The sequence below is a fragment of the Pseudomonas imrae genome, assembly GCF_046352735.2.
In the GTDB taxonomy this organism is placed as follows: domain Bacteria; phylum Pseudomonadota; class Gammaproteobacteria; order Pseudomonadales; family Pseudomonadaceae; genus Aquipseudomonas; species Aquipseudomonas imrae.
Window position 1 is genome coordinate 3,891,015 of record NZ_CP110853.2, and the last position, 25,817, is coordinate 3,916,831.

Consider the following 25,817-nt stretch of genomic DNA (forward strand, 5'->3'; position numbering starts at 1 on the left):
CGGGCTTGCTCGCTCCCACATTTGGTTTTGCGGTGTCCTTTAGGGTGTCGTGAAGCGCTGCAAATACTTGAGGTGCTCGCGGTGCGCCGTTTCCTGAATCACAGGCGCCAGCCTCATCTTCTCCCCCGGCAGGCGCTGCGCCAGCCGCGCCAATGCCAATGGTGTCAACGCCCCCAGTCGCGGATAGCCGCCAATGGTCTGCCGGTCATTGAGTAACACAATCGGCTGCCCGTCCGGCGGGACCTGAATCGCCCCCAGCGGGATGCCTTCAGAGATCAGCGACGGCCCCTGATATTGCAACGGCGTACCCAACAAGCGCATGCCCATGCGGTCGGCGCGACTGTCCAGGACCCACTCGGTGTTGAACGCATCGAACAGACTCTGCCCACTGAACTGGCCGATCTGCGCTCCAAGGATCACCTCCAGTGGCGCCCCGGAATGCAGGTTCAACAAGTGCTCGAGGGGTAATTCGCGCAGGCCACTGGCCGAACCGCTAGACACCAGGCAGTCCCCTTCGGCCAATGCCCGGCCAAAACCGTCCAACCCGCCCAGCGCTTCACGCCCGACGCTGGCACAACTGCCCAGCACCTTCGGGGCATCAAAACCGCCCGGTGCCGCCAGATAGGCCCGCGCGCCGCAAGACGGCCGGGTGAAACGCAGACGCTGGCCCTTTTGCAGGATAAAACTACGTCCAGGGCTAATGGCGCGCTCGTCGATGTAGGCGCCCAAATCGGCGCCAGCCAATGCCAGCACGCAATAGTCTTGAGACTGGACAGTGAAGCCGCCCAAGGTAATTTCCACCACCGGCGCATCCAGCGAATTATCCAACAGCCAATTGGCCCAGGACATTGACACCCAATCCAGCGCCCCACCCTGGGTCACGCCCAAATGCCGGACCCCAAAACGCCCGGCATCCTGCAACAGGCACAGCGGTGTGCTGGCCTCGATCAACAAACGGCTCATACCTGGGCCTCCAGCGGCGAATCATCGCCGCCCAGGTTGATGAATTCGGCGTGGTCGATAGCCTCGAAACGCACGCTGTCGCCTGGCTGCATGAGGCTGTAGCCATCGCGCTCACGGTCGAACAACTTGGTCGGCGTGCGACCAATCAGGTTCCAGCCGCCCGGCGACTCCACCGGGTAGGCGGCCGTTTGCCGCTCGGCGATACCAACACTACCGGCCGCCACGCGTTTACGCGGGGTGCTGAGCCGAGGCGCCGCCAGGGTTTCGTCCACCAGCCCCATAAAAGCAAAACCGGGAGCGAAGCCGAGGGCGAACACTTGATATTCATGCTGACTGTGGCGACGAATCACTTCGCTCACCTCAAGGCCACCAAGTCTGGCCAGCAAGGTCAGCTCGGGACCGACGCTCAGGTCATACCACACCGGCACCACGTGACACTGGCCGCTACCCCCGGCCTGAGGTTGCAGGTCGGCAAGTGCCTGCTCAATCAGCTCCCTGGCCTGGGACGGGCTCAGCAGGGTCAGGTCGTAATGCACCATCAAGGTGGTGTAGGAAGGCACCAGATCCACCAGCGCCGTGCCAAAACCCTCGCGCAGTCGGCGCGTGGCGGCGAGCATCCAGGGCATGTTGTCTTCAGCGATCACATCAAACAGGCGCACCATCAGGCTGTCGATGGCCACCACTTCGATCCGTGGCTTCATTGGGGCTTCAACGCCTCGCGGATACGTTGCACGGCCGCGACCGAACTGGCGTTATCACCATGCACACAGAGGGTGTTGGCCTGTAGCACCAGCGCGCTGCCATCACTGGCGGTCAGCGGGTCGCCACGGGCGATGGTCAGGGCCTGCCGGATGATGGTGTCTGGATCGTGATGCACCGCGCCCGGCAGCTGGCGCGACAGCAGATGCCCGGCGTTGTCGTAAGCGCGGTCGGCAAAGGCTTCGAACCACAGGGTCAGACCGTACTCGTCGCCCAGCGCCTGGGCCGCACGGTTGTCACGGGTGGCCATCAGCATCAGCGGCAAGCTGTCGTCGTAGGCGGCCACGGCCTGGATCACCGCACGCAGCTGTGCAGGGTTGGCCATCATGTCGTTGTACATGGCGCCGTGAGGTTTGACGTAGCTGACCCGCGTACCCTGCGCCCGGCAAATACCATCGAGAGCGCCTATCTGGTAGTGCAGCAGGTCCTGGATTTCCTGCGCGGTGTACGTCATGGAACGCCGACCGAAGCCTGCCAGGTCTTGATAAGCCGGGTGCGCACCAATTTGCACGCCGTGCTGCAATGCCAGGCTGACGGTCTTGCGCATAATGCTCGGATCGCCGGCGTGGAAGCCGCAGGCGACATTGGCGCAATCAATGAATGGCATGACTTCGGCATCCAGACCCAAGGTCCAGTTGCCAAAGCTCTCGCCGATATCGCAATTCAGAAGCAGGCGGCTCACGGTAAAGACTCCTGTAGGTTTTATTTTTTTGTAGTGTGGGATCTTTTGCCAAGATCTCGCAACGCTGTTGTCGTGGGCCCCGACGACGCTTATCGTGAGACAGCTCGATTTTTGGCGCACAGCTGCTGTTGCGTCCAACTAATAAAAACCGATCCATGCATAAGAAAAAGTTGACTCCATGAATTTGAAGTTTCTCGAAACCTTCGTCTGGGTAGCCCGTCTCAAGAGTTTTCGCCTTACGGCGGAGAAGCTTTTCACCACCCAGGCCTCGATCTCCAGCCGCATCGCGGTGCTGGAAGGCGAGTTGGGGGTCAAGCTGTTCCTGCGTGACTCTCGAGGTGTAAGCCTGACCCCGGACGGCATGAAGGTGCTTGAGTATGCCGAGCAGATGATGGTCACGCTGCAAGGGCTCAAGCAGTCATTGGAAACCACCAGCAGCAAGGTCGGGCGGATCCGCATCGGCGCGATGGACACAGTGATCCACACCTGGCTCAGTCCACTGGTGACTGAACTGATGAATCACTTCCCGTTGGTGGAAATCGAGCTGGTCGCCGATACAGCATTGAATCTCTGCGATCAGCTGCAAAAAGGCTTTCTCGACCTGATCCTGCAAACCGACCTGATGCGCCAGGAAACCGTGCGCAGCCTGGAACTGGCCAGCCATCCCATGGGCTGGATTGTTGCCAGTCATTCGATCTACAACCGCGACTATGCTTCCCTCGCCGACCTGGCCCAGGAGCGGATCATCACCTACTCGAAAAACTCCCACCCACATCAGGATGTACTGAGCCTGATGCGGGCCCACGGCGTACCCGCGCCACGCATGAACTGCGTGAACTCGGTCTCGGCGATTACCCGATTGTTGCGCGACGGTTTTGGCATCGGCGCGCTACCGCCGGTACTGGTCAGCGAAGAATTGGCGCGAGGCGAGTTGGTATTGCTGCCCATGGCGCAGCGCTTGCCAAACCTGCAGGTGGTGGTGTCGTGGCGGGTTGGGGTGGAGTTGGTGGAGGAGATTGTTGCGTTGTGCCAGAGCGTAGTGGCGCGCTATGCCGAGGACGTGGGTGAAGAGCGCATGGTGCTCAGCCAACCAAATCGGCTGAAGAAACCCGATTAAACCTGTGGGGGCTTACTCGCGATGACGGTGTACCAGTCAGTGCAGCAGCGACTGACACACCGTCATCGCGAGCAAGCCCGCTCCCACACAAGCCCTGAATATGCCTTACAGGCCCTTGAGGTCGCGCTCTTCGATCGGCCGGCTCTGGCGCAGGCGCTTGCCGCCCAGAACCACCCAGTCGATCAAGCGAAACAGGCATTCCAGGCCGAACGACAGCAACATCGCACCGCCCAGCCCCCAGCCCATGGCTTCGGGGGTCAGGAGGATCTGGTAGCTGTAGCCTTGCCAGGTTTCCCGGCGAATATCCGCATCAGCCGCCACGGCGACCTGCAGCACGCGGATATACCACGGGCCTTGCATGGCCTGGAACTGCTTGTCCAATGCCACCTGGCGATCAAGCAACGTACCGAGGCTGTCGGCATCACTGCGAAAAACCGGGTCATCGCTGGCGCGGTAATGGGCCACCAGGGCTTGCAGGTCGCCCTTGAAGAACTGTTGCGCGGTGCTTTCAAAGCCGCGCAAGCCGGTCTGGGCCTCAATCAAATGAGCCTCGACGCGTTTGGCGTAATCACTGACAAACCCCGGCACCTGAACGCCGACCAACAAGCCAACGGCAAACAGCACCAGACGCAGATAGCTGAGCAACATAAACGACGTCCTTATTCGGTCTTGCCCTGGCTGACGCATTCACCGCGCCGCCACAGGCTCCACTGGCCCGGTTCGTAGCGGGTCCAGGTTTCGTTTTCGGTCAAGGGTTCGGTGGCAATCACCGTCACCACGTCATTGGGGGTGGTTTCCGCCTGAAAATCGACGATCACGTCGACATCTTTCAAGCGCGCCGGGCCGAACGGCGCGCGACGGGTGATTTGCGCCAGCTTGGTCGAGCAATAGCAGAACAACCAATCACCGTCGCTGAGCAGGCAGTTGAACACGCCTTTACTGCGGTATTCGGTGCAGGCTGCGATCAAGTCCGCAAGTACCTCTTCGATATCCACCGGCTCCGGAAACGCCTCGCGGACCCGGTTGAGCAGGTCACAGAATGCCGCTTCGCTGTCGGTATCGCCCACCGGCCGGTAAAAGGTCGCCTTGGGGGTGAAGTCGGCCAACTGACCGTTGTGGGCAAAACACCAGTTACGTCCCCACAATTCGCGAACGAACGGATGGGTATTGGACAGACATACCTTGCCCACATTGGCCTGGCGGATGTGGCCAATCACGACTTCACTCTTGATCGGATAGCGCTGCACCAGCAGCGCGACTTCCGATTCGCTGCTGGCGGCAGGGTCCTGGAACAGACGCAGGCCACGGCCTTCATAAAACGCGATGCCCCAGCCGTCGCGGTGGGGGCCGGTGCGCCCGCCGCGTTGCATCAGCCCGGTAAAGCTGAAGACGATATCGGTCGGTACGTTGGCACTCATGCCCAATAGTTCACACATGCCAAGGCTCTCGCTGCAGGGCGGACGACGTTATAGACGCGGTTCGACCCGCATGCCGCTGACAGCGGCTGCCGGACGGCCGTAAAGCTCGTCTGCGAAAGGCTCATCGCTTGCCGGCTCGGCCTGTGCCGCCACGTCCGCCTTTTGCTTACGGCGAGCCTTGGCCGCACGCTCGATAGGCCAGCGGATCAGTACAAACACCAGGTACAGGCCGAAGGCGATGATCGTGTACATGAACAAATCGGAAACCGCGCGCCAGGCGTTATTGCCCACCTTGAGCAGCAGGTCCATGGCAGTGATGGCGACGGCGGGAGCAAATTGTTCCTTGACCGGATCGACAACGGTCGGGCTCAACAACAACACAGCCACCAACAACCGCAGCGGCTCGCGCAACCAGCGCCAGATCCAGCGGGTCAGGCGAAACCACACCAACAGGCAGCCCAAAGCGGCGAAGGCGTAAAGGCCCCAAGCGGTCAGATAGTCGTTCTCGGTCATGGTGTCCATGGCAAGGTAGGCAAACAGGCCGCTATGATAACGGCTTTTCCGTGTCGCGGCTGCAACGCCGTCGGCCAACCGCCAGACAGAGAGTGATCCATGCCTCCATCAACCCGCGTCACTGCCGCCCCGATTGCCCGCCAGGCCTCTGGCCAAGACCCGTACGCCTGGCTGCAGGAGCGCGATAGCGTTGAAGTGCTGGATTACCTCAAGGCCGAAAATGCCTGGCAAGAGACGCAGCTCAAGGATCAGGAAGAACTGCGCGAAAGCCTGTTCCAGGAGATCAAGAGCCGCATCCTTGAAACCGACCTGTCCCTGCCCTCCCCTTGGGGGCCTTACCTGTATTACACCCGCACCACCGCCGGTGACGAGTATCCCCGCCATTACCGTTGCCCACGTCCTGGCGATGACGGCCAGCAGATCGATGAAAACGCAGAAGAGCTGCTGCTGGACCCCAACGTCCTGGCCAATGGCGGCTTTTTCGCCCTCGGCGCGTTCAGCATCAGCCCGGACCATCAACGCCTGGCCTACAGCCTGGACACCAACGGCGAAGAGATTTACACCCTGTACGTGAAAGAATTGACCACCGGCAAGGTCAACGAACTGGTCTTTGAAAACTGCGACGGCAGCATGACCTGGGCCAACGACAGCCGGACGCTGTTTTTCGGTGAGCTGGACGACACCCACCGTCCGTACAAACTGTATCGCTATTGCCTGGAAGGTACTGGGGCCGAAGAAATGTTTCATGAGCCTGACGGACGCTTCTTCGTGCATTGCTACCGTTCAAGTTCCGAGCGCCAATTGTTGCTGTCCGTGGGCAGCAAGACCACCAGCGAAATCTGGGTCCTGGACGCCGACCAGCCGCAGCAGGCGTTCACTTGCCTGGCACCGAGGGTCGAAGACCACGAGTACGATGTCGACCACGGCAAGCTTGACGGCCAGTGGACCTGGTTTATCCGCAGCAACCGCGACGGCATCAACTACGCCCTGTACGTGGCTGCCGATACGGGCAGCGTGCCAACACAGGATGACTGGCAAAATCTGATCCCCCACAGCGATGAGGTGATGCTCGACGGCGTCACCCTAAATACCCGCGCCATGACCTTGAGCCTGCGCATTGGCGGATTGCCGATCATCGAAGTTCACCCACAAGGCAAGACTAGCTATCGCGTGGATTTGCCGGATGCGGCCTACAGCCTCTACGTGCAAAACAGCCTTGAGTTCGATAGCGACAAGATCCGCCTGCGCTATGAAGCCCTGAACCGACCGGCCCAGGTCCGCCAACTGGAGTTGGCGAGCGGCGAGCAGCAAGTACTCAAGGAGACTCCGGTATTGGGCGTATTCAACGCCGATGACTATGTCAGCCAACGGTTGTGGGCGACGTCCGCCGACGGCACCCAGGTACCGATCAGCCTGGTGGTCAGGCGTGACCAATTGGGCCAGGCGACGCCGCTGTACCTGTACGGCTACGGCGCCTACGGCTCGAGCCTCGACCCATGGTTTTCCCATGCACGCCTGAGCCTGCTGGACCGTGGCGTGGCCTTCGCCATTGCACATGTGCGCGGTGGCGGCGAGTTGGGTGAAGCCTGGTACCGCGCCGGCAAGCAGGAACACAAGCAAAATACTTTCAGCGACTTTATCGCCTGCGCCGAACACCTGATCGACCAGGGACTGACCACATCCGGACAATTGGTCATCAGCGGCGGCAGCGCTGGCGGACTGTTGATCGGCGCAGTCCTCAACCAGCGCCCGGAGCTGTTCCAGGCGGCGATTGCCGAAGTCCCGTTCGTCGATGTGCTCAACACCATGCTCGATCCGGACCTGCCGCTGACCGTCACCGAATATGACGAGTGGGGCAACCCCCAGGAGCCCGAGGTGTATGAACGGATCAAGGCCTACGCACCCTACGAAAACGTCAGTGCCCAGGCTTACCCGGCGATGCTGGTGATCGCCGGCTATAACGACAGCCGCGTGCAGTACTGGGAGGCCGCCAAATGGGTGGCCAGGCTGCGCGCCCGTAAAACCGACGACAACCTGTTGCTGCTCAAGACCGAACTGGGCGCCGGCCACGGCGGCATGAGCGGTCGTTACCAGGGCCTACGCGACGTCGCACTCGAATATGGCTTTGTGTTCAAGGCGCTGAGGCTGGCTTAGGGCGCTCCAGCGGCTTGCTGGCATTTTGCTGCAGGCCAGGCAAAGGCTGGTCCTTGGGCGGCTTGGGCATTGCAATCGGTGGCAGCAACGGTGCCCCACCGCCTTGCGGCTTGGGGGCGGTTGGCGGAGTCACTTGCGGATAAGGAGTGGGGGTTGCAGTGCCCGGCGCGCCCGTGGTGGACGTCGGCGTATTCGGCACCGGCTGCAGTTGTTGAGCCTGGGCGGCACCAAGGGTGAACACGCTGCATGCAATGGCCGTTAGAATGCTGCACTTCATCGATGGCTCCATGGCCTGACTGTTAACCAGTCCCAAGGCTACTCCCAACCGCGCAAGAATGCCCTTCTCAATGAGATTTCCATGAAACGTTTCGTTCTGCTGGACACCACTCCGATCCCCGACAACGGCGGTGCCTTGTGCCTGTTCGAATACGGTGAGGATTTTGTCATCAAGATCCAGGGTGGTGACGGCGGACAGCTGATGAACACCCGCATGCACGGCTCCGAGGATGCGCTGGCCGAAATTCCCTGCCGCAAGGTGGCAGGGCGTCCAGGCTCACGGGTATTGATTGGCGGCCTGGGCATGGGCTTTACCCTGGCGTCGGCCCTCAAGCATCTGGGCAAGACCGCCGAAGTGGTGGTCGCCGAACTGGTGCCAGGCGTCGTGGAGTGGAATCGCGGCCAACTGGGGGAAAAGTCCGGGCGCCCCTTGCTCGACCCGCGCACCGTAATCCGTATGGAAGACGTGGCCAAGGTGCTGCAAGCCGAGCCTCAAGGCTTTGATGCGATCATGCTGGACGTCGACAACGGCCCCGAAGGCCTCACGCAAAAAGCCAACAGTTGGCTGTATTCAGCCGGTGGACTGAGTACCTGCGCCAAGGCCCTGCGGCCCAAGGGCGTGCTGGCCGTGTGGTCAGCCAGCGCAGATCGCCTGTTCAGCGAAAGACTGCGCAAGGCCGGCTTCAAGGCCGAGCAAGTGCAGGTCTTTGCCCATGGCAACAAAGGCACCCGGCATACCATCTGGATTGCCGAAAAGCTCAAGGGCTGAAGTGACCGGCGACAGCTGCCAATTACCTGGGCAACAGCTAGAATCAACGCGACCCGTGACCCCTTCAATAAAACAGGCACCCTGATGAGCTCGACCAACCCGCCCTCCCACACCGCCAAGCTGGATCGCATCCTCGCCGATGCCCAGCGCGACCGGGAAATGGGCTACCGCGACAAAGCCCTGAAAATGTACCCTCACGTGTGTGGCCGTTGCGCCCGTGAATTTGCCGGCAAGCGCCTGAGCGAACTGACCGTGCATCACCGCAACCACAACCATGACGACAATCCCCAGGACGGCTCCAACTGGGAATTGCTGTGCCTGTACTGCCACGACAACGAACATTCGCGCTACACCGACCAGCAATACTTCGGCGACGGTTCCACCAGCAGCCCGACGATTGCCAAGGCCACCCACAACCCGTTTGCCGCGTTGGCTGGGTTGATGAAAAAAGACAGTTGAACGTTGCAAGCCTCAAGCAGCAAGAAAAAAGCCGCTCTGCTTTTCACTTGCAGCTTGAGGCTTGCCGCTATAATGCTGCCTTTTTAAGGCTTCCCCGTGGGCAATAAACGCTACAGTTGCATCGGTCTGTATAACCCCAAATCCCCCGAAAACGTCGGCTCGGTCATGCGCGCCGCCGGTTGCTATGGCGTGGCTTCGGTGTTTTACACCGGTAAACGGTACGAGCGGGCCCGAGACTTTATTACCGACACCAAGAAGGTCCACCACGACATTCCGCTGATCGGCATTGATGACCTGAAAAAAATCCTGCCCCTGGGCTGCATCCCGGTCGCGGTCGAGCTAGTGGAAGGTGCCCGTCCACTCCCCGAATACACCCATCCCGACCGCGCGTTGTATATCTTCGGCCCGGAAGACGGCTCGCTGGACAAGGAAATCCGCGACTGGTGTGAAGATGTGATCTACATCCCGACCACCGGTTGCATGAACCTCGCGGCGACGGTCAACGTGGTGCTCTACGACCGGCTTGCCAAGGGCAATAACACCCGTTCGGGCCCCAAGTACTGATTTTTCGGGAACATCCTGGGCGTGCATGCAGTCAGCTACATATCAATGACCTTTCGTTGGAGGCAGACCTATGAGCGACAATAAAATCCCGAGCCCGGTGATTGAATCCACTCCTTTCCAGACCCAGCGGACGCAGAACGTCCAGGGCTGGGAGCGTATTGGGTCGCTGGCCGGGGGCGTGCTGATGATGGGCAAAGGCATCCGTCGAGGCGGTTTTCGTGGATTGATTCAGGTGGCGATTGGCGGCATGGCCCTGGCCCGCGGTATCAGCGGCCACTGTTCGGCCAAGTCGTTGCTGGAGAACAGTCGTCAGGAAATGAACACGATACGGACCAAGATCGAACGGGCTGGGGAGGAACTGAAGAACCTCAAGACCCAGACTGAAGTGGCTGCGCAAAAAACCACCAAGACTGCGGATTGAGCCAGTGACCTACTGTAGGCGCCCCCCCGCGCCTACACTGGTCAACGTGGGCTTGACTGATCGGCAACTCAACTTACCGTAGAAGTTTACTGTCCAGTACATCCGACGACTCACCAATAACACTCTCGGCCACCTGCACGAACTCCCGAGTGCTGATGCTCTCCAGGCGCATCACTGCTTGAGTCAAATCATCCAGCGAACGCTTGTTATGGGTTTTCAAGCGTATCTCGCGATCCAACTCCTGCAGTAATATCACCGAGCGCGCCACAGCAGCGCCGTTGACGTGCTCACCGCGCAATGTCGCAACACCTTTGCCCTCCTTGCCCAGACGAGCCTGAATCGCGGCATAACGTTCATCACTGATCCCGCCGGCACGGCGCAGCAGTTCGATGGCGTAATACTGCGCCAGGCCTTCGCTAATCCAATCACTGCCTTGGTGATCATTCAAACGCGCGATGGCCTGCACCACTTCACGGATCAACGGGCTGCTGCCGTTTTCGCTGACCAGTGGCGTGCGGCTGTTGAGGTAGATCGAGTCACGCCCGGAGAACACGCCCCGCCGCATAGGATCGCTGGCTCCGACCACCAGCAACTTGGCAGGGTGCCGAGGGAATACCGCCTGTACCTGGGGCCAGACGAACGTCAATAGTGTCAATACCTCCATGCGGCGCATGGCTTGACCCTTGGGCGAGGTGACAGTGATTTCGGTGTCCCCCAGGCGCGCTCGTCGACTGCCCAGGTTACCAGCAAGCATCCAGCCGGTCGGGCGATCAAAAAGGCGGGACACGTTGTCGATACGAAACTTGTTCTTGCCGATGCGCGGCCAGGTGGTCTCGACGCTTTTCCAGCCTGCGGGAAGCTCGAAGGTCAGTCGCGATACCAATTCGATACCGTCCTGCTGATCGAGACGAGCCGCCGGCACCAGGTCGTCACCGCGAAACAGCGCCCAGTCGGGGGTCATGCGCGTTTCATAGATCTCGGCCTTGCGCGCATGACTCAAGCGTACGCGGTAGGTCAAACTGGCCTTGTCGGCGCTCGGCTGCCACAGACCACGAGGTTCACCGCCAGATGCCCCCGGCATGATTTGCCATTGACCGTCGGCCTTGAAGTCGCTGTAGCTACCTTCACGGCCCAGGGCAAAGTCCAGGCTGCGCACGGCCGAGCCCTGGGATAGGCTCAAACGCACCTCGGCCTGATCGCTCTGGGGCAACAGCTTGACGTGATAATCGAGGTCGACTTTCTTCGCCGACCACGCCGACACACTCAACCCCAGCATTAGCAGGCCCGCAGCCAGCCTGACGGCAATTGCCATACGTGCTCCTTACTCAGCCGGCACGAAAAATCAGGTAATCCTCCCAATCATCCTCGGCCACACTACCTTCGCTGAGCATGCGCCCGGATTGGGAAATACGTTCATGGTGTACCGCGTCGCGGTCTCCGCAGACCAAGTGGTGCCACAGCGGCAAGTCCTTGCGTTCGCTGACCAATCGATAACCACAGGTGGGCGGCAGCCATTTGAACTGATCAGCCTGGCCCGGTGTGAGCTGGATGCAATCAGGCACCGAGGCTCGACGATTAGGATAGTCGGTACACTGGCAAGTCTTAAGGTCCAGTAACTTGCAGGCGATACGCGTGTAATAAACCGTATTGTCGTCTTCGTCTTCTAGCTTTTGCAGGCAGCACAGGCCGCAGCCGTCGCACAGCGATTCCCACTCCTCCTGGTCGAGGTGCTCAAGGGTTTTACGTATCCAGAAAGGTTCGACTTTGGCGGCCATGGCTCTACATCAATATCGGTATGTTAAAAGGCCGCCAGTCTAGTGCCCAAGCCCTCTGGGGCCAAGCGCTTACGACTACCGGTATGACAAGACTTGTAAGCAGCTCGGCCAGGAAGTAGCTTTGAGGCCGATTATTTCATCAGGATTCGCCCATGAGCCCCCAGCCACGCGTTGCCGATTATCCGATCCACACACAGTTCACCAACCGCTGGTCGCCCCGTGCCTTTACCGGCGAGAGCATCCCGGTAGAAACCCTGCTGAGTTTCTTCGAAGCCGCCCGCTGGGCGCCCTCGGCTTACAACTCACAGCCTTGGCGTTTTCTCTATGCTCGCCGCGACACTGCGGACTGGGAACGTTTCCTCGGCCTGTTGAACGAATTCAACCGTGGCTGGGCGCAGCATGCGTCGGCCTTGGTGATCCTGGTCTCGAAAACCCACTTCGCAATACCAGGTGCGAGCGAAGAGACCCCGGCGCTGTGGCATACGTTTGATACCGGTTCTGCCTGGGGCCACCTGGCACTGCAGGCCAGCCTCAGCGGTTGGCATACCCACGGCATGGCCGGCTTCGATCAGGAACTGGCCCGCAAGGAGCTGAAAATCCCCGAAGGCTACGCACTGCATGCGGCCGTGGCCGTCGGCAAGCTGGGAGACAAGTCGACCCTGGCCGACTATCTGCAAGAGCGCGAAAACCCAAGCCCGCGCCGACCGTTGAGCGAGCTGGTGGCCGAAGGGGATTTCAACCTCCAGGACCGATGAAGAGCGGATGTGAACGTGCTTGCCCCGAACCGAGGGCAAGCCGGTGTTTAGCCCAACTGCCGGTTATGTCAGTACCCGCGCTCGAAACTCACTTCCCCACGCAACGGCGCCTTGGCCTGATACGCCCGCACATTCTCGACAAACAACGCCACCATCATTCTTGGGCAGGTCGGTGCCGAACTGTGCCCGGTCAGCAGCAGGCCCCAGGCGGTCCAGAACGGATGACGCTGAGGCAACGGTTCCTGACGGCAAACGTCGATTACCGCGCCGGCCAGGTGCCCTTCTTTGAGCGCCTCCACCAGATCGGCGTCCACCACCGCCACACCACGCCCGACGTTGATGAACAGGCCGGTCGGCTTGAACTGCTTGAACAGCGCTGCATCGTACACATCATGGGTGTCCGGCGTGTTGGGCAGCAGGTTGACTACATAATCCACCTCACCGACCAGGCGGCCCAATTGGTCCAGCCCCGCCACTTCGATAAATGGCGACTGCTCGCGAGCGTCGCTGGCGATGCCGTACAACTCGACACCAAAGGGCAGCAGAAACCGCGCCACCGTTGCGCCGATATCGCCAGTACCGACGATCAGTACCTTGCGCCCCGCCAGGCTCTGGCCCATGCGGTTGTCCCACTTGCGCTCGACCTGGCTGACCAGCCGCGCCAGCACTTCACGTTCGTGACCGAGCATGTAGGTAAGCACGTATTCGGCCATCACCTGGCCAAAGATCCCCACGGCGCGGGTCAAGCGATAGTCGCGTGGCAAGCCGTCAGCCAGCAGCGGGGTGATGCCGGCCCAAGTCGATTGCAGCCATCCAGGCTGGTGCCCCTGGCGCAGCAGAGTCGCCAATAGGTCCGGCTGGCCCAGCCACACTGGGCAATCGGCGGCCAGGCGCGACAGTTGAGCCGAGTCTCCGCTGGTCAATACTTCAAGATCCGGCGCCGCTTCGCGCAGCAGTTGGGCGTACAACGGGTGGTCCTGTTCTGCAATCAGAACGCGCATGGTTCAAACCTTTCAAAAACAGTACGGGCGGCCGCCGCTGACAGATTCACTGCACATGCCGGGGCCGCCAGGTCATTCGATTCCATTGATGAGCGTACGCCGGACAGCGTACTTACCGATCACATCGGGTCATTACGGCGCAGCAGCTCTTCGGGCAAGTGCTCGATGTACTCGTCCTCGGCCGGCGGCATTTGCAAGTGGTATCCCTGTTTTTCGAGGTTTTCCAGGACCACGACAATGTCTTCGCGCGAGAGCTTGCGCTCGGGGCTCAGCACCAGGTCAAACGCGTGATGAGGCTTGCCGAACGCGGCCAGCAGGGTTTCCGGGACTCGCTCCAGGGCATCGCTTTTGAGCACGTAGAGGTACATCTCGTTTTTTTTCAGGCTGCGATAAATGGAGCAGATACGTTTCAAGGCTGTTCTCCGGCAGTGGCCAGGCTGTCCAGCAGCGCCTGACCCATTAGCTCGCGGCGCCAGCCACGCAGCGAGTCAGGCAATTGGTATGGCCCCTCGGGGTAGCCACTTTTGACCAGGGCCTCGAGGGTTTTCTTGCGCAGCATCAGCTCCGGGGCCATGTCCAGGCGTTCGGCGAACGTCTGGCCAAGGGCGCGCAGTTGCTTGATCAACACCGCGGCGTCAACCGGCAACGGCTCAGGCACGGCCGGTGGCCACTGGTCCATGGGCACGCTGGCGGCACGCTTGATCAGGCCAAGCAGAAACTCGCCGTCCTGACGTACGGTCCGCGGGTGCATGTCTTCGATTTTGCCCAGGGCGGCGAGGTTATCCGGTTGGGATTTGGCCAGGGGCCATAACGAGTGTTCACGCACGATGCGATTGCGCGGCAAGTCGCGGGCACGGGCTTGCTGCTCGCGCCAGGCACACAGCTCGCGCAGTACAACGAGCTGCGCGCGCGACAACTTCCAGGCCAGCTTGGCGTCGCGATACACCTCGTAAGGGTCGATATCCCGGCGCAGGTTGGCAACCAGTTCGGCGCCATCCTCCAGGACCCAGGCGTATTTATCGTCGGACAGTTGCGGGCGCAGGCGAATATAGACTTCTGCCAGATGCACGGCGTCTTCGGCGGCGTAGCTGACTTGTGTCTCGGACAATGGCCGCTGCAGCCAGTCCGAACGGGTCTCGCCCTTGGGCAGCTCGATATCGAGCACTGCTTGCACCAGGCGCGAATATCCCATGGAGAAACCCAGGTTCAGGTAAGCCGCCGCCAGTTGCGTGTCGAACAGCGGCACTGGCAGGCTGCCGGTCAGGCGCAGCAACACTTCGAGGTCTTCGCTGCAGGCATGTACCACCTTGATCACCGCCGGGTTTTCCAGCAAGGCGGCCAGGGGTTGCCAGTTATCGATGGTCAGGGGATCGATCAGGTAAGCGCGCGCACCATCGCCGATCTGGATCAACCCGGCGATAGGATAGAAGGTATCGACCCGCATGAATTCGGTGTCGAGGGCTACGAATGGCAACTGCTGCCATTCGGCGCAATGTTGGCCCAGGCTATCGTTGTCGCGGATCCAGTGAATATCGATGGCCACACGGCTCTCCCTTGAAGAATGGCGCGCAGTATATATCGCCAGAAGGACTTTCGAGCATCTGCAGTGCGCCAGCAGTCATGAAAACTCTGACAGAGGACGAAGAATCGGCCTACGGATGGGAGTTATCTTCTTTTACGCAGTACATAAACCCGCCACAAGCTGGAGCCGGGCATGAATTCTTGCTGATTGAGGATTTTGAACCCGCACTGCCTGAATTCGTCCTCGACCCGGGGCCGGTGCTGGGAGTCACTGCTGACCGACACAATCACTGTGTCGCGGCTGACCCGATGAAACTCTTTCAGGAGCGCCAGTCTCGCGTCAGAACCGGGCACATGCCGAAACAATTCCAGGCAGAAGATGCAGTCCACCGCATTGGCCGAGAGGGCTATGGAAAACGCCGAGCCTTTGAACGTCTTGATCCGCCGCAGCAGTGACGCAACGTGATGGGTCTGGGCATGGTCAAGCATGTCCTGGGACTGGTCCGAGGCGAGAATCACCCGGTTGCGGTGTTCAGCCAACACTGGCCAGAACCGCCCCGGGCCACACGCCAGGTCCAACACCAGCCCCGGCTCCCCCGCCACTTTAAGGGCCTGGCGCACCAAGCGTTCATCGCGCCACAACCACAGACGCCGCAACAACCCCTGTGGACGTGTGTCGCCACAGGACCGGGCGTGCTCACGATCACAGCGCTTGGCGAATTCAGCCTCGATGGACGAGAGGGAGGGTGACGGCATCACAGGACTCTTGTGTATGAAATCGGTGGTAACGGACCTAGGAAAATTCAGCTTAACCACCACCACGTGAAAAAAAAGTCGAAGGCCTCACCGCTCGTCACAGTGCAATCAAGCCTGATGCAGATACCAGCGCCAGTCCTGCTCGCCGACCTCGCCCATGAACTGACGATACTCGGCCCGCTTGACCGCCAGGTACACACAAAGGAACTCGCGGCCAAAGGCTTCGCGAGCCCAGGCCGAGCCTTCGAGGGCACGCAAGGTGGTCAGCCAGTCAGTGGGCAGCAACTCTGTGGCCTGCGCATAACCGTTGCCCTCTACCGGCGCGCCAGGGTCGATTTGCTCGCGAATGCCACGATGAATTCCCGCCAGAATCGCCGCCGCAGCCAGATAAGGGTTGGCGTCGGCCCCACAGATCCGGTGCTCGATATGCCGGGAAAACGCCGGGCCACCAGGCACACGCAGGCTTACGGTACGGTTGTCGACGCCCCAGGTTGCGGCCAGCGGCGCGTAGCTATTGCTCTGGAAACGCCGGTAAGAGTTGGCGTTGGGGCAGAACATCAGCAGCGAGTCGAGCAAGGTGCCGAGCATGCCACCCACCGCCTGGCGCAGCAGCGGCGTGCCGTCAGGCGCTTCACTGGCAAACAGATTATTGCCGTCGGCGTCCGCCAGGCTGACATGCATGTGCATGCCGGTGCCTGCCAGGTCGTCGAACGGCTTGGCCATGAAACACGCCGTCATTCCATGTTTATGGGCCACACCCTTGACCAGTCGCTTGTAACGCACCGCTTCATCCATGGCTTGCAAGGCGTCGTCGCGGTGTTGCAGGGTGATCTCTACCTGCCCCGGCGCGTATTCGGAAATCGCCGTGCGCGCCGGAATACCTTGCAGTTTGCAGGCGCTATAAAGGTCGGCGAGGAACGGTTCGATCTGTTCCAGCTCCCGCAAGCCGTAGACTTGAGTCGAGCGCGGGCGAGCACCATCCACATCCCGCGCCGGTTGCGGCCGGCCATTGTTGTCTCGCTGCTGGTCGAGCAGGTAGAACTCCAGCTCGGCGGCCATGACCGGGTAGTAGCCGTCGGCCTTGAGTCCCTCGATCACTTTGGCCAATAAGTGCCGTGGGTCTGCCACGGTAGCCGGCATGCCCTCTTCAGGGTGCATGCTGACTTGCACCGCTGCCGTGGGAATCAACCGCCACGGCATGCGCTGCAAACTGCCGCCAAGCGGATAGGCTCGACAGTCGATGTCGCCCACATCCCATACCAGCCCCGAGTTCTCCACATCATCGCCATTAATGGTCAAGCCAAGGATGGTACTGGGCAGCGGCCGGCCGCTTTGATACACCGCGAGCAACTCATCACGGTGCAGCAGCTTGCCACGGGGAACGCCGTTGCTGTCGAGGATGAATAACTCGAACATCTCGATATCAGGATTCTGTTCAAGAAAGGTGTGGGCTTCGTGCAGGGTGGCAAAGGCGCTAGTCATGGGAAACTTCTCATACGTTGGTGTCAGGCAGGCGCACAGGCGCCTCCGGTCAGATGTACGGGGCAATCAACGTAGGAAGTTGTCTGGAGGGCGCGCATGGCGGCAATGCCACAGCGCCCAGAAGGCCAGCTCGGAAGGCAACGCATCGGCACAGGTTCGTCGACAACCCGGACGGCTTGACGCAACGGCGCCTGGCGATGTCTGGGGGTGGGTGTCGGCGCTACCGTCCATGCAGGGATCACAGTGATGAGTTACTCGCCAGCGTCACACGCCTGGGATAAGTCGTTCAATTCAGTCTTGACGGAGTTTGGTTGTACACGGACTAAACATTTGGAACTATGGGCACCCCGCTCACGCCCCAAGGAATCGCCTGGATGAAAGCTCCCTTGACCCTGTGCCTGCTGACCAGCCTGGCATTGCCAGCGTTCGCGGCCCCCCAAGCTTCGCGTCTGGACGAGGTAATCCAGCGCGGTGAAATGACGGTCTGCACCACCGGCGACTATAAGCCCTATACCTATTTACGCGCGGATGGTGGTTACGAAGGTATCGATACTGCGATGGCCGAATCCCTGGCCAAAAGCCTTGGCGTGCAGGTGAAATGGGTGCCCACCACCTGGAAAACCCTGATGCCGGATTTCCTCGCCCAGCGCTGTGACATTGCGGTCGGCGGCATCTCGGTATCTCTTGAGCGCCAGAAAAAAGCCTTTTTCAGCACCGCGATGAACGTCGACGGCAAAATCCCCTTGGTGCGCTGCGCCGATGTGCAGCGTTATCAGACGGTCGAGCAGATCAACCAGCCCCAGGTCCGGGTGATCGAACCTGCAGGCGGCACCAACGAAATATTCGCACGGGCGCACCTGGGCCAGGCGCAACTGCGGCTGTTCCCGGACAACGTGACGATCTTCGAAGAACTGCTGGCAGGCAAGGCCGACGTGATGATCACCGACGCCAGCGAAGCCCGCTATCAGCAGAAGCTCAAGCCAGGACTGTGCGCCGTGAACCCCGAACGCTACATGCAGTACAGCGAAAAGGCCTTCATGCTGCCCCGTGACGACGTGGCCTGGAAAAGCTATGTCGACCAGTGGCTGCATCTGAGCACAGCCACCGGGGCCTATGACGCTATCGTCAATCAGTGGTTGGCAGCGCCTTGAGCACCTCGACAAACACCGCTGTGCGCTGGGGCAAAGGCGGACGGATCTGCATTGCGTGCAGGCAGGCAGGGCTGAGCCCTGGCCACCGCATGGGGCAATACGGGTGGGGTTGGTTGGGGTACATATCCATTGCTGCGGTAACGGCGGCTATTGGTTTCGCTTTTACAGCGAGTCACTTTCGAAAAGCGCGAAAGTAACCAAAGCGCTCTTGCCCCACCACTCGGCACCTCGCTCAGGCTCGGTGTGCCCGCAGTCCGACATTGATTCGGGGGGCCGCCGCGATGGGCCATCCATGGCCCAGCGCGGCTAAACCGGCGTCCTGCCGGTTTACCCCCCAAATCAATATCGGACTGCGGCCAGCGTGGTTTAACGGGGCGGCTAAAATCAAAGTCAAAATCAAAAACAGAGCGCGGCGGCCTGACAGCCGACCTGATCGTGAGCGTACGCGCTGTTGCCTCTACATCCTTATTCGCTGACAACGTCAGCGGTCTGTTGATCTGCTCTGGCTTTTGATTGTGATCTTGATCTTAGGCGCCCCGTTAAACCACGCTGGCCGCAGGCAGGTATTGCGCAGTGGGCACCCCGGCAGGATGCCGGGGTAGCTGCCCTCGGCCATGGATGGCCGATGGCAGCGGGCCCACGGAGCAATGCCTGAATGCGGGCACACCGAGCCTGAGCGAGGTGCCGAGTGGTGGGGCATGTACGGAACAACCACATGGGTTACAAAAAAGTGCATTCACATAGGTGACACTTTGATTGAAACATAGCCGTTTTTTGCGTCCCGGGCATTGACGTGACCGAGGATCACCGGACCGAAGATAACATTCCATACCCCGTCTTTGATCATCTCCATTCCAATGGTTTGATGCCTGAGCAGGTTCCCCACATATATCCGCAGACCATCTCGATTAATGATTCCGCTACCATCGGCCAGGTAACACTCAACATGGCTCGCATACCCCATTTCCGGTAGTTTCTCCGGGTAAGCTCGGGTTGATGGGGTATAGCAGGACGCCGGGGTTTTCTGGCCGAGTGCCTCGTGTCCCCGTTCGTGATTGTAGTGCTGCATAAATCGATCAAAGTGTTTTTGCTGAGCCTCCCAGGCAATGGCCGGCGGTTTGGGAAACGTACTCTTCAATGTCCGGTGCATACGCTCATGACGTCCATTTTGATCTGGTCGACCGGGCTCAATTCGCTCAGGAATAATCCCAAGGCGTAGCCACCAGATCGATAACTGCGACAACCCCGCACGCCCCGTGCTCGCAAACGGCACGCCATTATCGGTTCGGATGCGCTCAGGCATCCCATACTCCCGAAAGACGCGCTCGAAGGTTTGCTGGGTCTCCTTGAGATTGGTGTTAGCCATGCTCTCGCAGGCAAGCAAGAAGCGACTGGCATGGTCCATGATCGTCAGCGGATAACACCAGACACCCGCTCCGGTGAGAAATTGGCCTTTGTAATCTGCGCTGAAGAGTTGATTAGGCGATTCTGCCCTACGCAAAGGCTTGGGATAGACAGCGACACGCTGGCGCAACGGTCGAGACGTGATCAGGTCCGCTGCCTTAAGGATGTTGTAGATGGTCGTTTTAGAAGGCGGATCCTGTCCGGGAAAGCGTTTCATCAGATCGTTCTGAATCTTTTTAGGACCCGGAACCGTTTCGCCAGTAGAGCGAAACTCAATGATTGCCTGCCTCACAACCAGCGGCACCACATAGGTCTGGTTGTGCCGGCGCCGACTACGCTCATCGAGCCCACTGGGCCCCTCTAGCTGATAGCGTTCGACCCACTTATAGCCAGTCTTTCGGCTGATCTGATAGTCCTGACACAGCTGGCTAAAGCTGTGCTCTTCAGACAGATACGCCGCGATGAACATCACTTTGAGGTCCATAGGTTTCAGCTCTTTCCAGGGCATGGTCAGATCCTCGCGAAATCGACCATGCCAGTTAATAACTGTTACCTATGTGCTTGAACTGATTTGTAACCCATGTGGGTGAGTCATACCGGCAAGAGCGTTTTGCTTACTTTTGCGCTCTTCAAAAGTGAGCCGCCGTAAGGGCGGAACCCATATCAGCCACAACCGCAGCAACGGATATGTACCCCAACCAACCAACCTGGCCAGTGCGGCCCCTCAACGGTCCTACTTGCGCAAGGTCGGACACTTCATGGTAGCGGTGGGTTACTACAGCCCGTAACGGTGTCGTTTGAAATCAGGGCCCGGTGCCACGTTCAAAGCTTATCGAGCCTTGTCCCCGCGCCCCCGCAACAGCCGGTTGGGCATCGCAATCGCAGCCGCCAGCCCCAGCAGCGAAACGGCGGCGCTGACCATCAGCAGATGTCGGAACGTGGCCTGCAACTCAGCGCGCAAAGCGTCTTGCGCGGGGCCAGGTGCAGCATTGAGACCATCGAGCAACACATTGCCCGGGTCGCCCTCAGGCATCAGCGCGCCGGTGGCGATGTGGGCAAAGCTTGCGTCCTGCAACAACGCCAACAGCAAGGCCGACATACTCGCGACCCCCACCGCACCACCCAGTGAGCGGAACAAATTAGTGGTGCTGGTGGCAACGCCGATATCGCGCTGCTCTACGGAGTTTTGTGTACCTACCAGGGAGGTCGGGAACTGCATGCCTGCCGCAATCCCGCTGAGCAGCATGAACACACCGCTCAAGACCAGGGCCTGGGGAGCACTGAAGGCCATGCCGAGGATGGCGATCGGGCTCAGTAACGCACCACTGAGGATCATCGGCTTATAGCGGCCGGTCACCGAAGTCATGCGTCCGGCAAAATAGGCTCCCATCGGCAATCCCATCGCCAGTGGCAACAAGTGCAAGGCGGCGCTGTCGGCCCCCGCGCCGGTGACTGTCTGATAACGCAGCGGTATCAGCACGGTCAGCGAAATGGCCTGGAAACTGGTGACGAAAATCGTGCACCAGCACAGCACCGCACTGCGGTTGACGAACAGGTGCATCGCCAGCAAGGGTTCCTGCGTACGGCGCTCATGCCAGACGAACACCGTCAACGCCAGCAGCGCACATACCAACAAGGCCAGCACCTGATCATCGCGCCAGGAATGGCCCTGGCCGATTTCGGTGATACCCAATAACAGCGCCGTCAGGCCAATGATCATCAGCACTGTGCCCAAGTAATCGATGATCGGCTTGCGCTGCGGGACTGGCAGCCCCACCAGCGTACGATGGGCCACCCACCAGGCGCCCGCACCCAATGGCAGGTTGATCAGAAAAACCCAGCGCCAGGACAAATACTCCGTCATGTAGCCGCCCAGTACCGGCCCGGCAACGCTGGCCACCGCGTACATGCTGCTGAAGTACCCCTGGTAACGACCCCGCTCGCGAGGCGCAATAATGTCGCCGATGATCGCCTGGCTCACCGAAATCATCCCACCCGCACCGATCCCCTGAAGGACGCGCGCCAACACCAATTGCTCCATGCTTTGCGCCATGCCGCAGAACAGCGAGGCAACGGTGAACAGCCCCATACCGATCAGCATCATCGGCCGGCGCCCGTACAGATCACCCAGCTTGCCGTAGATCGGCACCGCCACGGTCATTGCCACCATGTACCCGGAAATCACCCACGCCAGCAGGTTGACGTCGTTGAACCGCGCAGAAATGGCCGGCATCGACACGGCGACGATGGTCTGGTCCAGTGCCCCGAGAAAGATCGCCAACATTAGAGCGACCAGGACACTGCGCACGGAAGGGGTGGAGGATACGGGCGAGTTTGATTGGGACACAACTGAACCTGCTGGCAAGGCCACGGAAAAACACCCGCGGGAATGCTCGACATGTTACTCGATAGCCCGCTACTCAATAGCCTCGTAAGGAAGTCCCACGTAATTTTCTGCGATGGTTTTGCGCCCGGCCTCGGAGTTGACGAAATATTCCAGCTCACTCTCGGCAATCCGCTGGCTGAAACCGTCCGCCTCGGGAAACTGATGCAACATAGAGGTCATCCACCAGGAAAACCGTTCAGCCTTCCAGACCCGCCGCAGACAGATCGCGGAGTAACGCTCCAATAGATCCACACGCCCCTCGCGATAGACCTTGAGCAAAATATTGAACAAGGTGCTGACGTCGCTGGCGGCCAGGTTCAAGCCCTTGGCGCCGGTGGGCGGCACAATATGGGCGGCATCCCCCAGCAGAAACAATCGACCGTACTGCATCGGTTCCACGACAAAACTGCGCAGTGGCGCGATGCTCTTTTCAATGGACGGGCCGGTCACCAGTTGCTCGGCCAGGTCCTTCGGCAAACGGTTCTTGAGCTCACTCCAAAAGCGTTCATCAGACCACTGCTCAATCGGTTCCTCAGCCGGCACTTGCAGGTAATAGCGGCTGCGCGTCGGGGAGCGCATGCTGCACAGGGCAAAGCCACGCGGGTGCCTGGCGTATACCAGCTCATCGTGAACCGGCGGTGTCTCGGCAAGAATGCCGAGCCAGCCGAACGGATAAGCCCGCTCGAAGATCTTCAGGGCCTCGGCCGGGATCGATTGGCGCGCCACCCCATGGAAGCCGTCGCAACCGGCGATATAGTCACATTCAACGCGGATGGGTTGACCTTGATGCTCGAAGGTCAGCCAAGGTCGTTCACCTTTGAGGTCGTGGGGCTGCACATTGCGTGCTTCATACAAAGTGATAGCCCCGGATTGCTGGCGGGCAGCCATCAAGTCACGTGTGACTTCGGTCTGGCCGTAGATCATCACGGTTTTGCCATCGGTCAGGGACTCGAGATCGATAGGTTGCCGGCGTCCGTCAAGCACCAGCTCAAAGCCTTTATGGATCATCCCTTCGGCATCCATGCGCTGTCCGACACCGGCCTGGCGCAACAGGTCGACCATGCCCTGTTCCAACACGCCGGCACGAATGCGCCCCAGCACGTAATCCGGGGTCTGGCGCTCTAGAATGAGGGTTTCAATCCCGGCAGCGTGCAGCAGTTGGCCGAGCAACAGCCCCGAAGGACCTGCGCCGATGATGGCAACTTGGGTTTTCAGCGTTTTCATTATTTTTATGACCTGTAGTTTTGCCCGAACGTATTGAGTGAACGCGTTGTCATTGCTTCTGTTGCTGACATTTTTTCACTCAAGTGACCAACACCAAAGGTGAAAACCGAGACAAAACCTGCGCTTTTTGCCAATCGGGGCGATTACCGCACAACTATCCTGAGTCCTGAGTATCGGATTAAAACCATGACCAAAACTGCCAGTTCCGCGATTCCGGTCTTCAAGCTTTACGGTGAAAGCCAGCAATGGCCTACGCCGGATTTGTTGCATTGCGAGACTATCTCTCGGCGTAGCCGTGAGTATCAGTGGGAAATCCAACCCCACCGGCATGCGGACCTGTGTCAGTTGCTGTATGTACACAAAGGCCAGGCACAACTGGAGATTGAAGGCCAGCGCACCACGTTGAGCGAGTCCACCTTGCAGGTGCTGCCGCCCTTGTGCGTGCATGGCTTCCGTTTTTCCGAAGATGTCGAGGGCTACGTGGTGACGCTGGCCGCCCCGTTGATTACGCACTTGCAAGGCCAGTTAGGTGCGGCCGTGGACGGTTTGAGCGCGGTGGGCAGCTACCCGGCGGGCCAGGACGATGACTATCTCAATAGCCTGTTCGCCCGGTTGCAGGACGAATACAACGCAGACTTTGCGGCGCGGGACATGATGATGCACGCCTTGGTCAGCGTACTGTTGGTGTGGATCAGCCGCCAGGCCATCCAGCGCCGTCATTCACGAACGCCCAGAGGTCGAGAGTATTTCCGGCGCTTTACCCAGTTGGTGGAGCAGCAGTACCGCGAACACCCGAAAATCGAGGACCTGGCCCATACGCTGGGCATTTCCGTCTCGCACCTCAACGGCACCTGCCGCGAACTCGGTGGGCAGCCGGCGCTGCAGATCATGCACGACCGCCAATTGCTCGAAGCCAAGCGCCTGCTGACCTACACCAGCATGACCATCAATGAAATGTCCGAGATATTGGGGTTTTCCGACCCGACGAACTTCTCACGCCTGTTTCGCCGGCGTGTCGGGTTTTCGCCCAAAGCGTTCCGCGAGCAATTGAAAGCCGACTCGATCGCCGGATCGCAGGCCTGAAAACTAGCGCAGCGCACTCCAGGTCGCCGAGTAACTGCATGGCCCATGATTACAGGCGGCGGCCATGCCCGGTTGCAGGCGAGCCTGTTCCGCCCGGTAGGCAGCCGTGCCATACAGAGCGGTGGCAAAGGCGCAGAGGACGAAAATCTTCAGGTACTTTCTTGTTTTGATCGTCATGACATTGACCTCTGAACAGATCAAGTAGGTGCTGTATTAAGCATAGGCCAGCGGGGGCAAGTTGCCAGTATTGACGGGTATTCAGCCGCCTTATCGAGCCTGCAAATCGTCATCCCATTGCGGTTGCTCCGGAAACCTCTGCACCAGGAAATCCAGTAGGCTGCGCAACGCCTGGGGCATGTGCTTGCGCGAGGCGTACACCGCGTACATGTTCATCTGCCGAGGCTCGGCATGGGGCAGCAAACGAATCAACTCCCCCCTGCGGATGTAGTCCCCGGCCTGGTAGGTAGGCAACATGGATACGCCCGCCCCGGCCAATGTCACCCGTAGCAAGGTACTGGCCTCATTGGCGCTGATGTTGCCTTGAACCGGTACCGAAACCGGCTCACCGTCTTCCTCGAAATGCCACAGGCTTTTGCCAAAGTAGGAATGGGTCAGGCAATTGTGTAGGACTAGGTCCTGCACCTGCAGGGGCAGCGGATGCTCCAACAGATAAGCCGGCGACGCACAGATGACCGAACGGCACACCGTCAACTTGCGCGCGATCAGATTGGGGTCCAGGTCGTTGCTGGTACGAATAGCCAGGTCAATCCGTTCATCCACCAGGTTCACCGTGCGATCGAGCATTTGCATATCGATGCTCACGAGCGGGTAGCGCTTGACGTATTGCGCCATCGCATCGGCCAATTGTGCCTGGCCGAAGGATGTGCTGACACTCAGGCGCACCAGGCCACGGGGTGCATCATCAGGCTCGCTGACGGCGGCCTGCATGTCGCTGCATAACTCCAGCATCTGTCGGCACCGCGGCAGGGTTTCAGTACCCGCGGCGGTCAGGCTGAGCTTGCGCGTGGTGCGATGCATCAAGCGTGCCCCAACCCAATCCTCCAGCTCCGCCAGATAGCGCGAGACCACCGGGCGTGACAGGTCCAGATGATCGGCCGCCGCCGACTGGCTGCCCAGGTCGACCACGCTGACGAACACCCGCATTGCTTGAAGACGGTCCATGA

The 25,817-nt window shown here is 59.9% G+C and carries 28 protein-coding genes; 9 read left to right on the forward strand and 19 right to left on the reverse strand.

Annotation, left to right across the window (positions count from 1 at the left end; genetic code table 11):
• Window positions 1–39: 39 nt before the first annotated feature.
• The 3 genes from OQ460_RS17600 to OQ460_RS17610 are packed head-to-tail and all read right to left on the reverse strand — an operon-like array spanning window position 40 to window position 2,404.
• Entirely contained in the window at window positions 40–963 is a 924-nt protein-coding gene (locus tag OQ460_RS17600; RefSeq protein WP_410018668.1) for a biotin-dependent carboxyltransferase family protein, read from the reverse strand.
• The gene (gene pxpB, locus OQ460_RS17605) at window positions 960–1,664 is read right to left on the reverse strand and encodes a 5-oxoprolinase subunit PxpB (RefSeq protein WP_410018669.1); all 705 of its coding nucleotides are present in this window, start codon (window positions 1,662–1,664) and stop codon (window positions 960–962) included. The genes OQ460_RS17600 and pxpB overlap by 4 nt, the downstream gene beginning before the upstream one ends.
• Window positions 1,661–2,404, reverse strand: coding sequence for a 5-oxoprolinase subunit PxpA (locus OQ460_RS17610; protein ID WP_410018670.1), 744 nt, complete (start codon window positions 2,402–2,404; stop codon window positions 1,661–1,663). The genes pxpB and OQ460_RS17610 overlap by 4 nt, the downstream gene beginning before the upstream one ends.
• A gap of 178 nt (window positions 2,405–2,582) precedes the next feature.
• Between OQ460_RS17610 and OQ460_RS17615 the strand changes: the two genes are divergently transcribed.
• Window positions 2,583–3,521, forward strand: a complete 939-nt coding sequence (locus OQ460_RS17615) for a LysR family transcriptional regulator (protein ID WP_410018671.1) — start codon at window positions 2,583–2,585, stop codon at window positions 3,519–3,521.
• A 105-nt stretch (window positions 3,522–3,626) separates the two neighbouring features.
• Here OQ460_RS17615 and OQ460_RS17620 read toward each other — a convergent pair whose 3' ends face one another.
• From OQ460_RS17620 to OQ460_RS17630, 3 genes are read right to left on the reverse strand one after another with little or no spacing between them, the layout of a single operon-like run.
• Window positions 3,627–4,169 carry a DUF2937 family protein gene (locus tag OQ460_RS17620; RefSeq protein ID WP_410018672.1) on the reverse strand — a complete coding sequence of 181 codons (543 nt, stop codon included), beginning with the start codon at window positions 4,167–4,169 and terminating at the stop codon, window positions 3,627–3,629.
• Window positions 4,170–4,180: 11 nt separating this feature from the next.
• Window positions 4,181–4,957, reverse strand: coding sequence for a class II glutamine amidotransferase (locus OQ460_RS17625; RefSeq protein WP_410018673.1), 777 nt, complete (start codon window positions 4,955–4,957; stop codon window positions 4,181–4,183).
• A 30-nt stretch (window positions 4,958–4,987) separates the two neighbouring features.
• Window positions 4,988–5,461 (reverse strand): MFS transporter, encoded by a 474-nt coding sequence (locus OQ460_RS17630; protein WP_410018674.1) that lies wholly within the window; start codon window positions 5,459–5,461, stop codon window positions 4,988–4,990.
• Window positions 5,462–5,551: 90 nt separating this feature from the next.
• On the opposite strand from OQ460_RS17630, the gene OQ460_RS17635 reads away from it, so the two are divergent.
• Window positions 5,552–7,606, forward strand: a complete 2,055-nt coding sequence (locus tag OQ460_RS17635) for a S9 family peptidase (protein WP_410018675.1) — start codon at window positions 5,552–5,554, stop codon at window positions 7,604–7,606.
• On the opposite strand, the gene OQ460_RS17640 is transcribed toward OQ460_RS17635, so the two are convergent.
• Window positions 7,584–7,883, reverse strand: coding sequence for a hypothetical protein (locus OQ460_RS17640; protein ID WP_410018676.1), 300 nt, complete (start codon window positions 7,881–7,883; stop codon window positions 7,584–7,586). The two genes, OQ460_RS17635 and OQ460_RS17640, sit on opposite strands and share 23 nt — an antisense overlap.
• An 81-nt stretch (window positions 7,884–7,964) precedes the next feature.
• Here OQ460_RS17640 and OQ460_RS17645 point away from each other — a divergent pair, with 81 nt between their 5' ends.
• From OQ460_RS17645 to OQ460_RS17660, 4 genes are all read left to right on the forward strand, one after another.
• Window positions 7,965–8,651, forward strand: coding sequence for a spermidine synthase (locus OQ460_RS17645; protein WP_410018677.1), 687 nt, complete (start codon window positions 7,965–7,967; stop codon window positions 8,649–8,651).
• 84 nt (window positions 8,652–8,735) lie between these two features.
• Complete coding sequence (locus OQ460_RS17650; RefSeq protein WP_016975230.1) at window positions 8,736–9,110, forward strand: YajD family HNH nuclease; 375 nt, start codon at window positions 8,736–8,738, stop codon at window positions 9,108–9,110.
• Between the two features lie 96 nt (window positions 9,111–9,206).
• Entirely contained in the window at window positions 9,207–9,674 is a 468-nt protein-coding gene (locus OQ460_RS17655; protein WP_003210674.1) for an RNA methyltransferase, read from the forward strand.
• Between the two features lie 70 nt (window positions 9,675–9,744).
• A complete protein-coding gene (locus tag OQ460_RS17660) occupies window positions 9,745–10,095 on the forward strand; it encodes a YgaP family membrane protein (protein WP_410018678.1) in 351 nt (116 codons plus the stop codon).
• Window positions 10,096–10,168: 73 nt separating this feature from the next.
• Here OQ460_RS17660 and OQ460_RS17665 read toward each other — a convergent pair whose 3' ends face one another.
• Together OQ460_RS17665 and OQ460_RS17670 are read right to left on the reverse strand one after the other, a co-directional pair.
• Complete coding sequence (locus OQ460_RS17665; protein ID WP_410018679.1) at window positions 10,169–11,407, reverse strand: hypothetical protein; 1,239 nt, start codon at window positions 11,405–11,407, stop codon at window positions 10,169–10,171.
• Window positions 11,408–11,420: 13 nt separating this feature from the next.
• Window positions 11,421–11,870, reverse strand: a complete 450-nt coding sequence (locus OQ460_RS17670; RefSeq protein WP_410018680.1) for a YcgN family cysteine cluster protein — start codon at window positions 11,868–11,870, stop codon at window positions 11,421–11,423.
• A gap of 152 nt (window positions 11,871–12,022) precedes the next feature.
• Here OQ460_RS17670 and OQ460_RS17675 point away from each other — a divergent pair, with 152 nt between their 5' ends.
• The gene (locus OQ460_RS17675) at window positions 12,023–12,625 is read left to right on the forward strand and encodes a nitroreductase family protein (protein WP_410018681.1); all 603 of its coding nucleotides are present in this window, start codon (window positions 12,023–12,025) and stop codon (window positions 12,623–12,625) included.
• A 68-nt stretch (window positions 12,626–12,693) separates the two neighbouring features.
• On the opposite strand, the gene OQ460_RS17680 is transcribed toward OQ460_RS17675, so the two are convergent.
• The 5 genes from OQ460_RS17680 to OQ460_RS17700 all read right to left on the reverse strand — a co-directional run bounded on the left by OQ460_RS17680 (window position 12,694) and on the right by OQ460_RS17700 (window position 17,385).
• Window positions 12,694–13,626, reverse strand: coding sequence for a D-2-hydroxyacid dehydrogenase (locus OQ460_RS17680; RefSeq protein WP_410018682.1), 933 nt, complete (start codon window positions 13,624–13,626; stop codon window positions 12,694–12,696).
• Between the two features lie 119 nt (window positions 13,627–13,745).
• Complete coding sequence (locus tag OQ460_RS17685; RefSeq protein ID WP_410018683.1) at window positions 13,746–14,039, reverse strand: YcgL domain-containing protein; 294 nt, start codon at window positions 14,037–14,039, stop codon at window positions 13,746–13,748.
• Window positions 14,036–15,169, reverse strand: coding sequence for a ribonuclease D (gene rnd / locus OQ460_RS17690; protein WP_410018684.1), 1,134 nt, complete (start codon window positions 15,167–15,169; stop codon window positions 14,036–14,038). The genes OQ460_RS17685 and rnd overlap by 4 nt, the downstream gene beginning before the upstream one ends.
• A 122-nt stretch (window positions 15,170–15,291) precedes the next feature.
• Window positions 15,292–15,903 carry a class I SAM-dependent methyltransferase gene (locus tag OQ460_RS17695; protein ID WP_410018685.1) on the reverse strand — a complete coding sequence of 204 codons (612 nt, stop codon included), beginning with the start codon at window positions 15,901–15,903 and terminating at the stop codon, window positions 15,292–15,294.
• Window positions 15,904–16,011: 108 nt separating this feature from the next.
• On the reverse strand, window positions 16,012–17,385 hold the full coding sequence (locus tag OQ460_RS17700; RefSeq protein WP_410018686.1) for a glutamine synthetase family protein: 1,374 nt from the start codon (window positions 17,383–17,385) through the stop codon (window positions 16,012–16,014).
• A gap of 374 nt (window positions 17,386–17,759) precedes the next feature.
• On the opposite strand from OQ460_RS17700, the gene OQ460_RS17705 reads away from it, so the two are divergent.
• Entirely contained in the window at window positions 17,760–18,536 is a 777-nt protein-coding gene (locus OQ460_RS17705; RefSeq protein ID WP_410018687.1) for a transporter substrate-binding domain-containing protein, read from the forward strand.
• 736 nt (window positions 18,537–19,272) lie between these two features.
• Here OQ460_RS17705 and OQ460_RS17710 read toward each other — a convergent pair.
• The 3 genes from OQ460_RS17710 to pobA form a co-directional block, all read right to left on the reverse strand.
• Entirely contained in the window at window positions 19,273–20,448 is a 1,176-nt protein-coding gene (locus OQ460_RS17710) for an integrase core domain-containing protein (RefSeq protein ID WP_410017906.1), read from the reverse strand.
• A 321-nt stretch (window positions 20,449–20,769) separates the two neighbouring features.
• The gene (locus tag OQ460_RS17715) at window positions 20,770–22,224 is read right to left on the reverse strand and encodes an MDR family MFS transporter (protein ID WP_410018688.1); all 1,455 of its coding nucleotides are present in this window, start codon (window positions 22,222–22,224) and stop codon (window positions 20,770–20,772) included.
• Window positions 22,225–22,356: 132 nt separating this feature from the next.
• Window positions 22,357–23,541 carry a 4-hydroxybenzoate 3-monooxygenase gene (pobA, locus tag OQ460_RS17720; protein WP_410022045.1) on the reverse strand — a complete coding sequence of 395 codons (1,185 nt, stop codon included), beginning with the start codon at window positions 23,539–23,541 and terminating at the stop codon, window positions 22,357–22,359.
• A gap of 195 nt (window positions 23,542–23,736) precedes the next feature.
• On the opposite strand from pobA, the gene OQ460_RS17725 reads away from it, so the two are divergent.
• The gene (locus OQ460_RS17725; RefSeq protein WP_410018689.1) at window positions 23,737–24,633 is read left to right on the forward strand and encodes a helix-turn-helix domain-containing protein; all 897 of its coding nucleotides are present in this window, start codon (window positions 23,737–23,739) and stop codon (window positions 24,631–24,633) included.
• Window positions 24,634–24,636: 3 nt separating this feature from the next.
• Here OQ460_RS17725 and OQ460_RS17730 read toward each other — a convergent pair whose 3' ends face one another.
• Window positions 24,637–24,810: a hypothetical protein gene (locus tag OQ460_RS17730; RefSeq protein WP_410018690.1), complete on the reverse strand. Its 174-nt coding sequence runs from the start codon at window positions 24,808–24,810 to the stop codon at window positions 24,637–24,639.
• Between the two features lie 90 nt (window positions 24,811–24,900).
• Window positions 24,901–25,815, reverse strand: a complete 915-nt coding sequence (locus OQ460_RS17735; RefSeq protein ID WP_410018691.1) for a LysR family transcriptional regulator — start codon at window positions 25,813–25,815, stop codon at window positions 24,901–24,903.
• Window positions 25,816–25,817 lie beyond the last annotated feature (2 nt).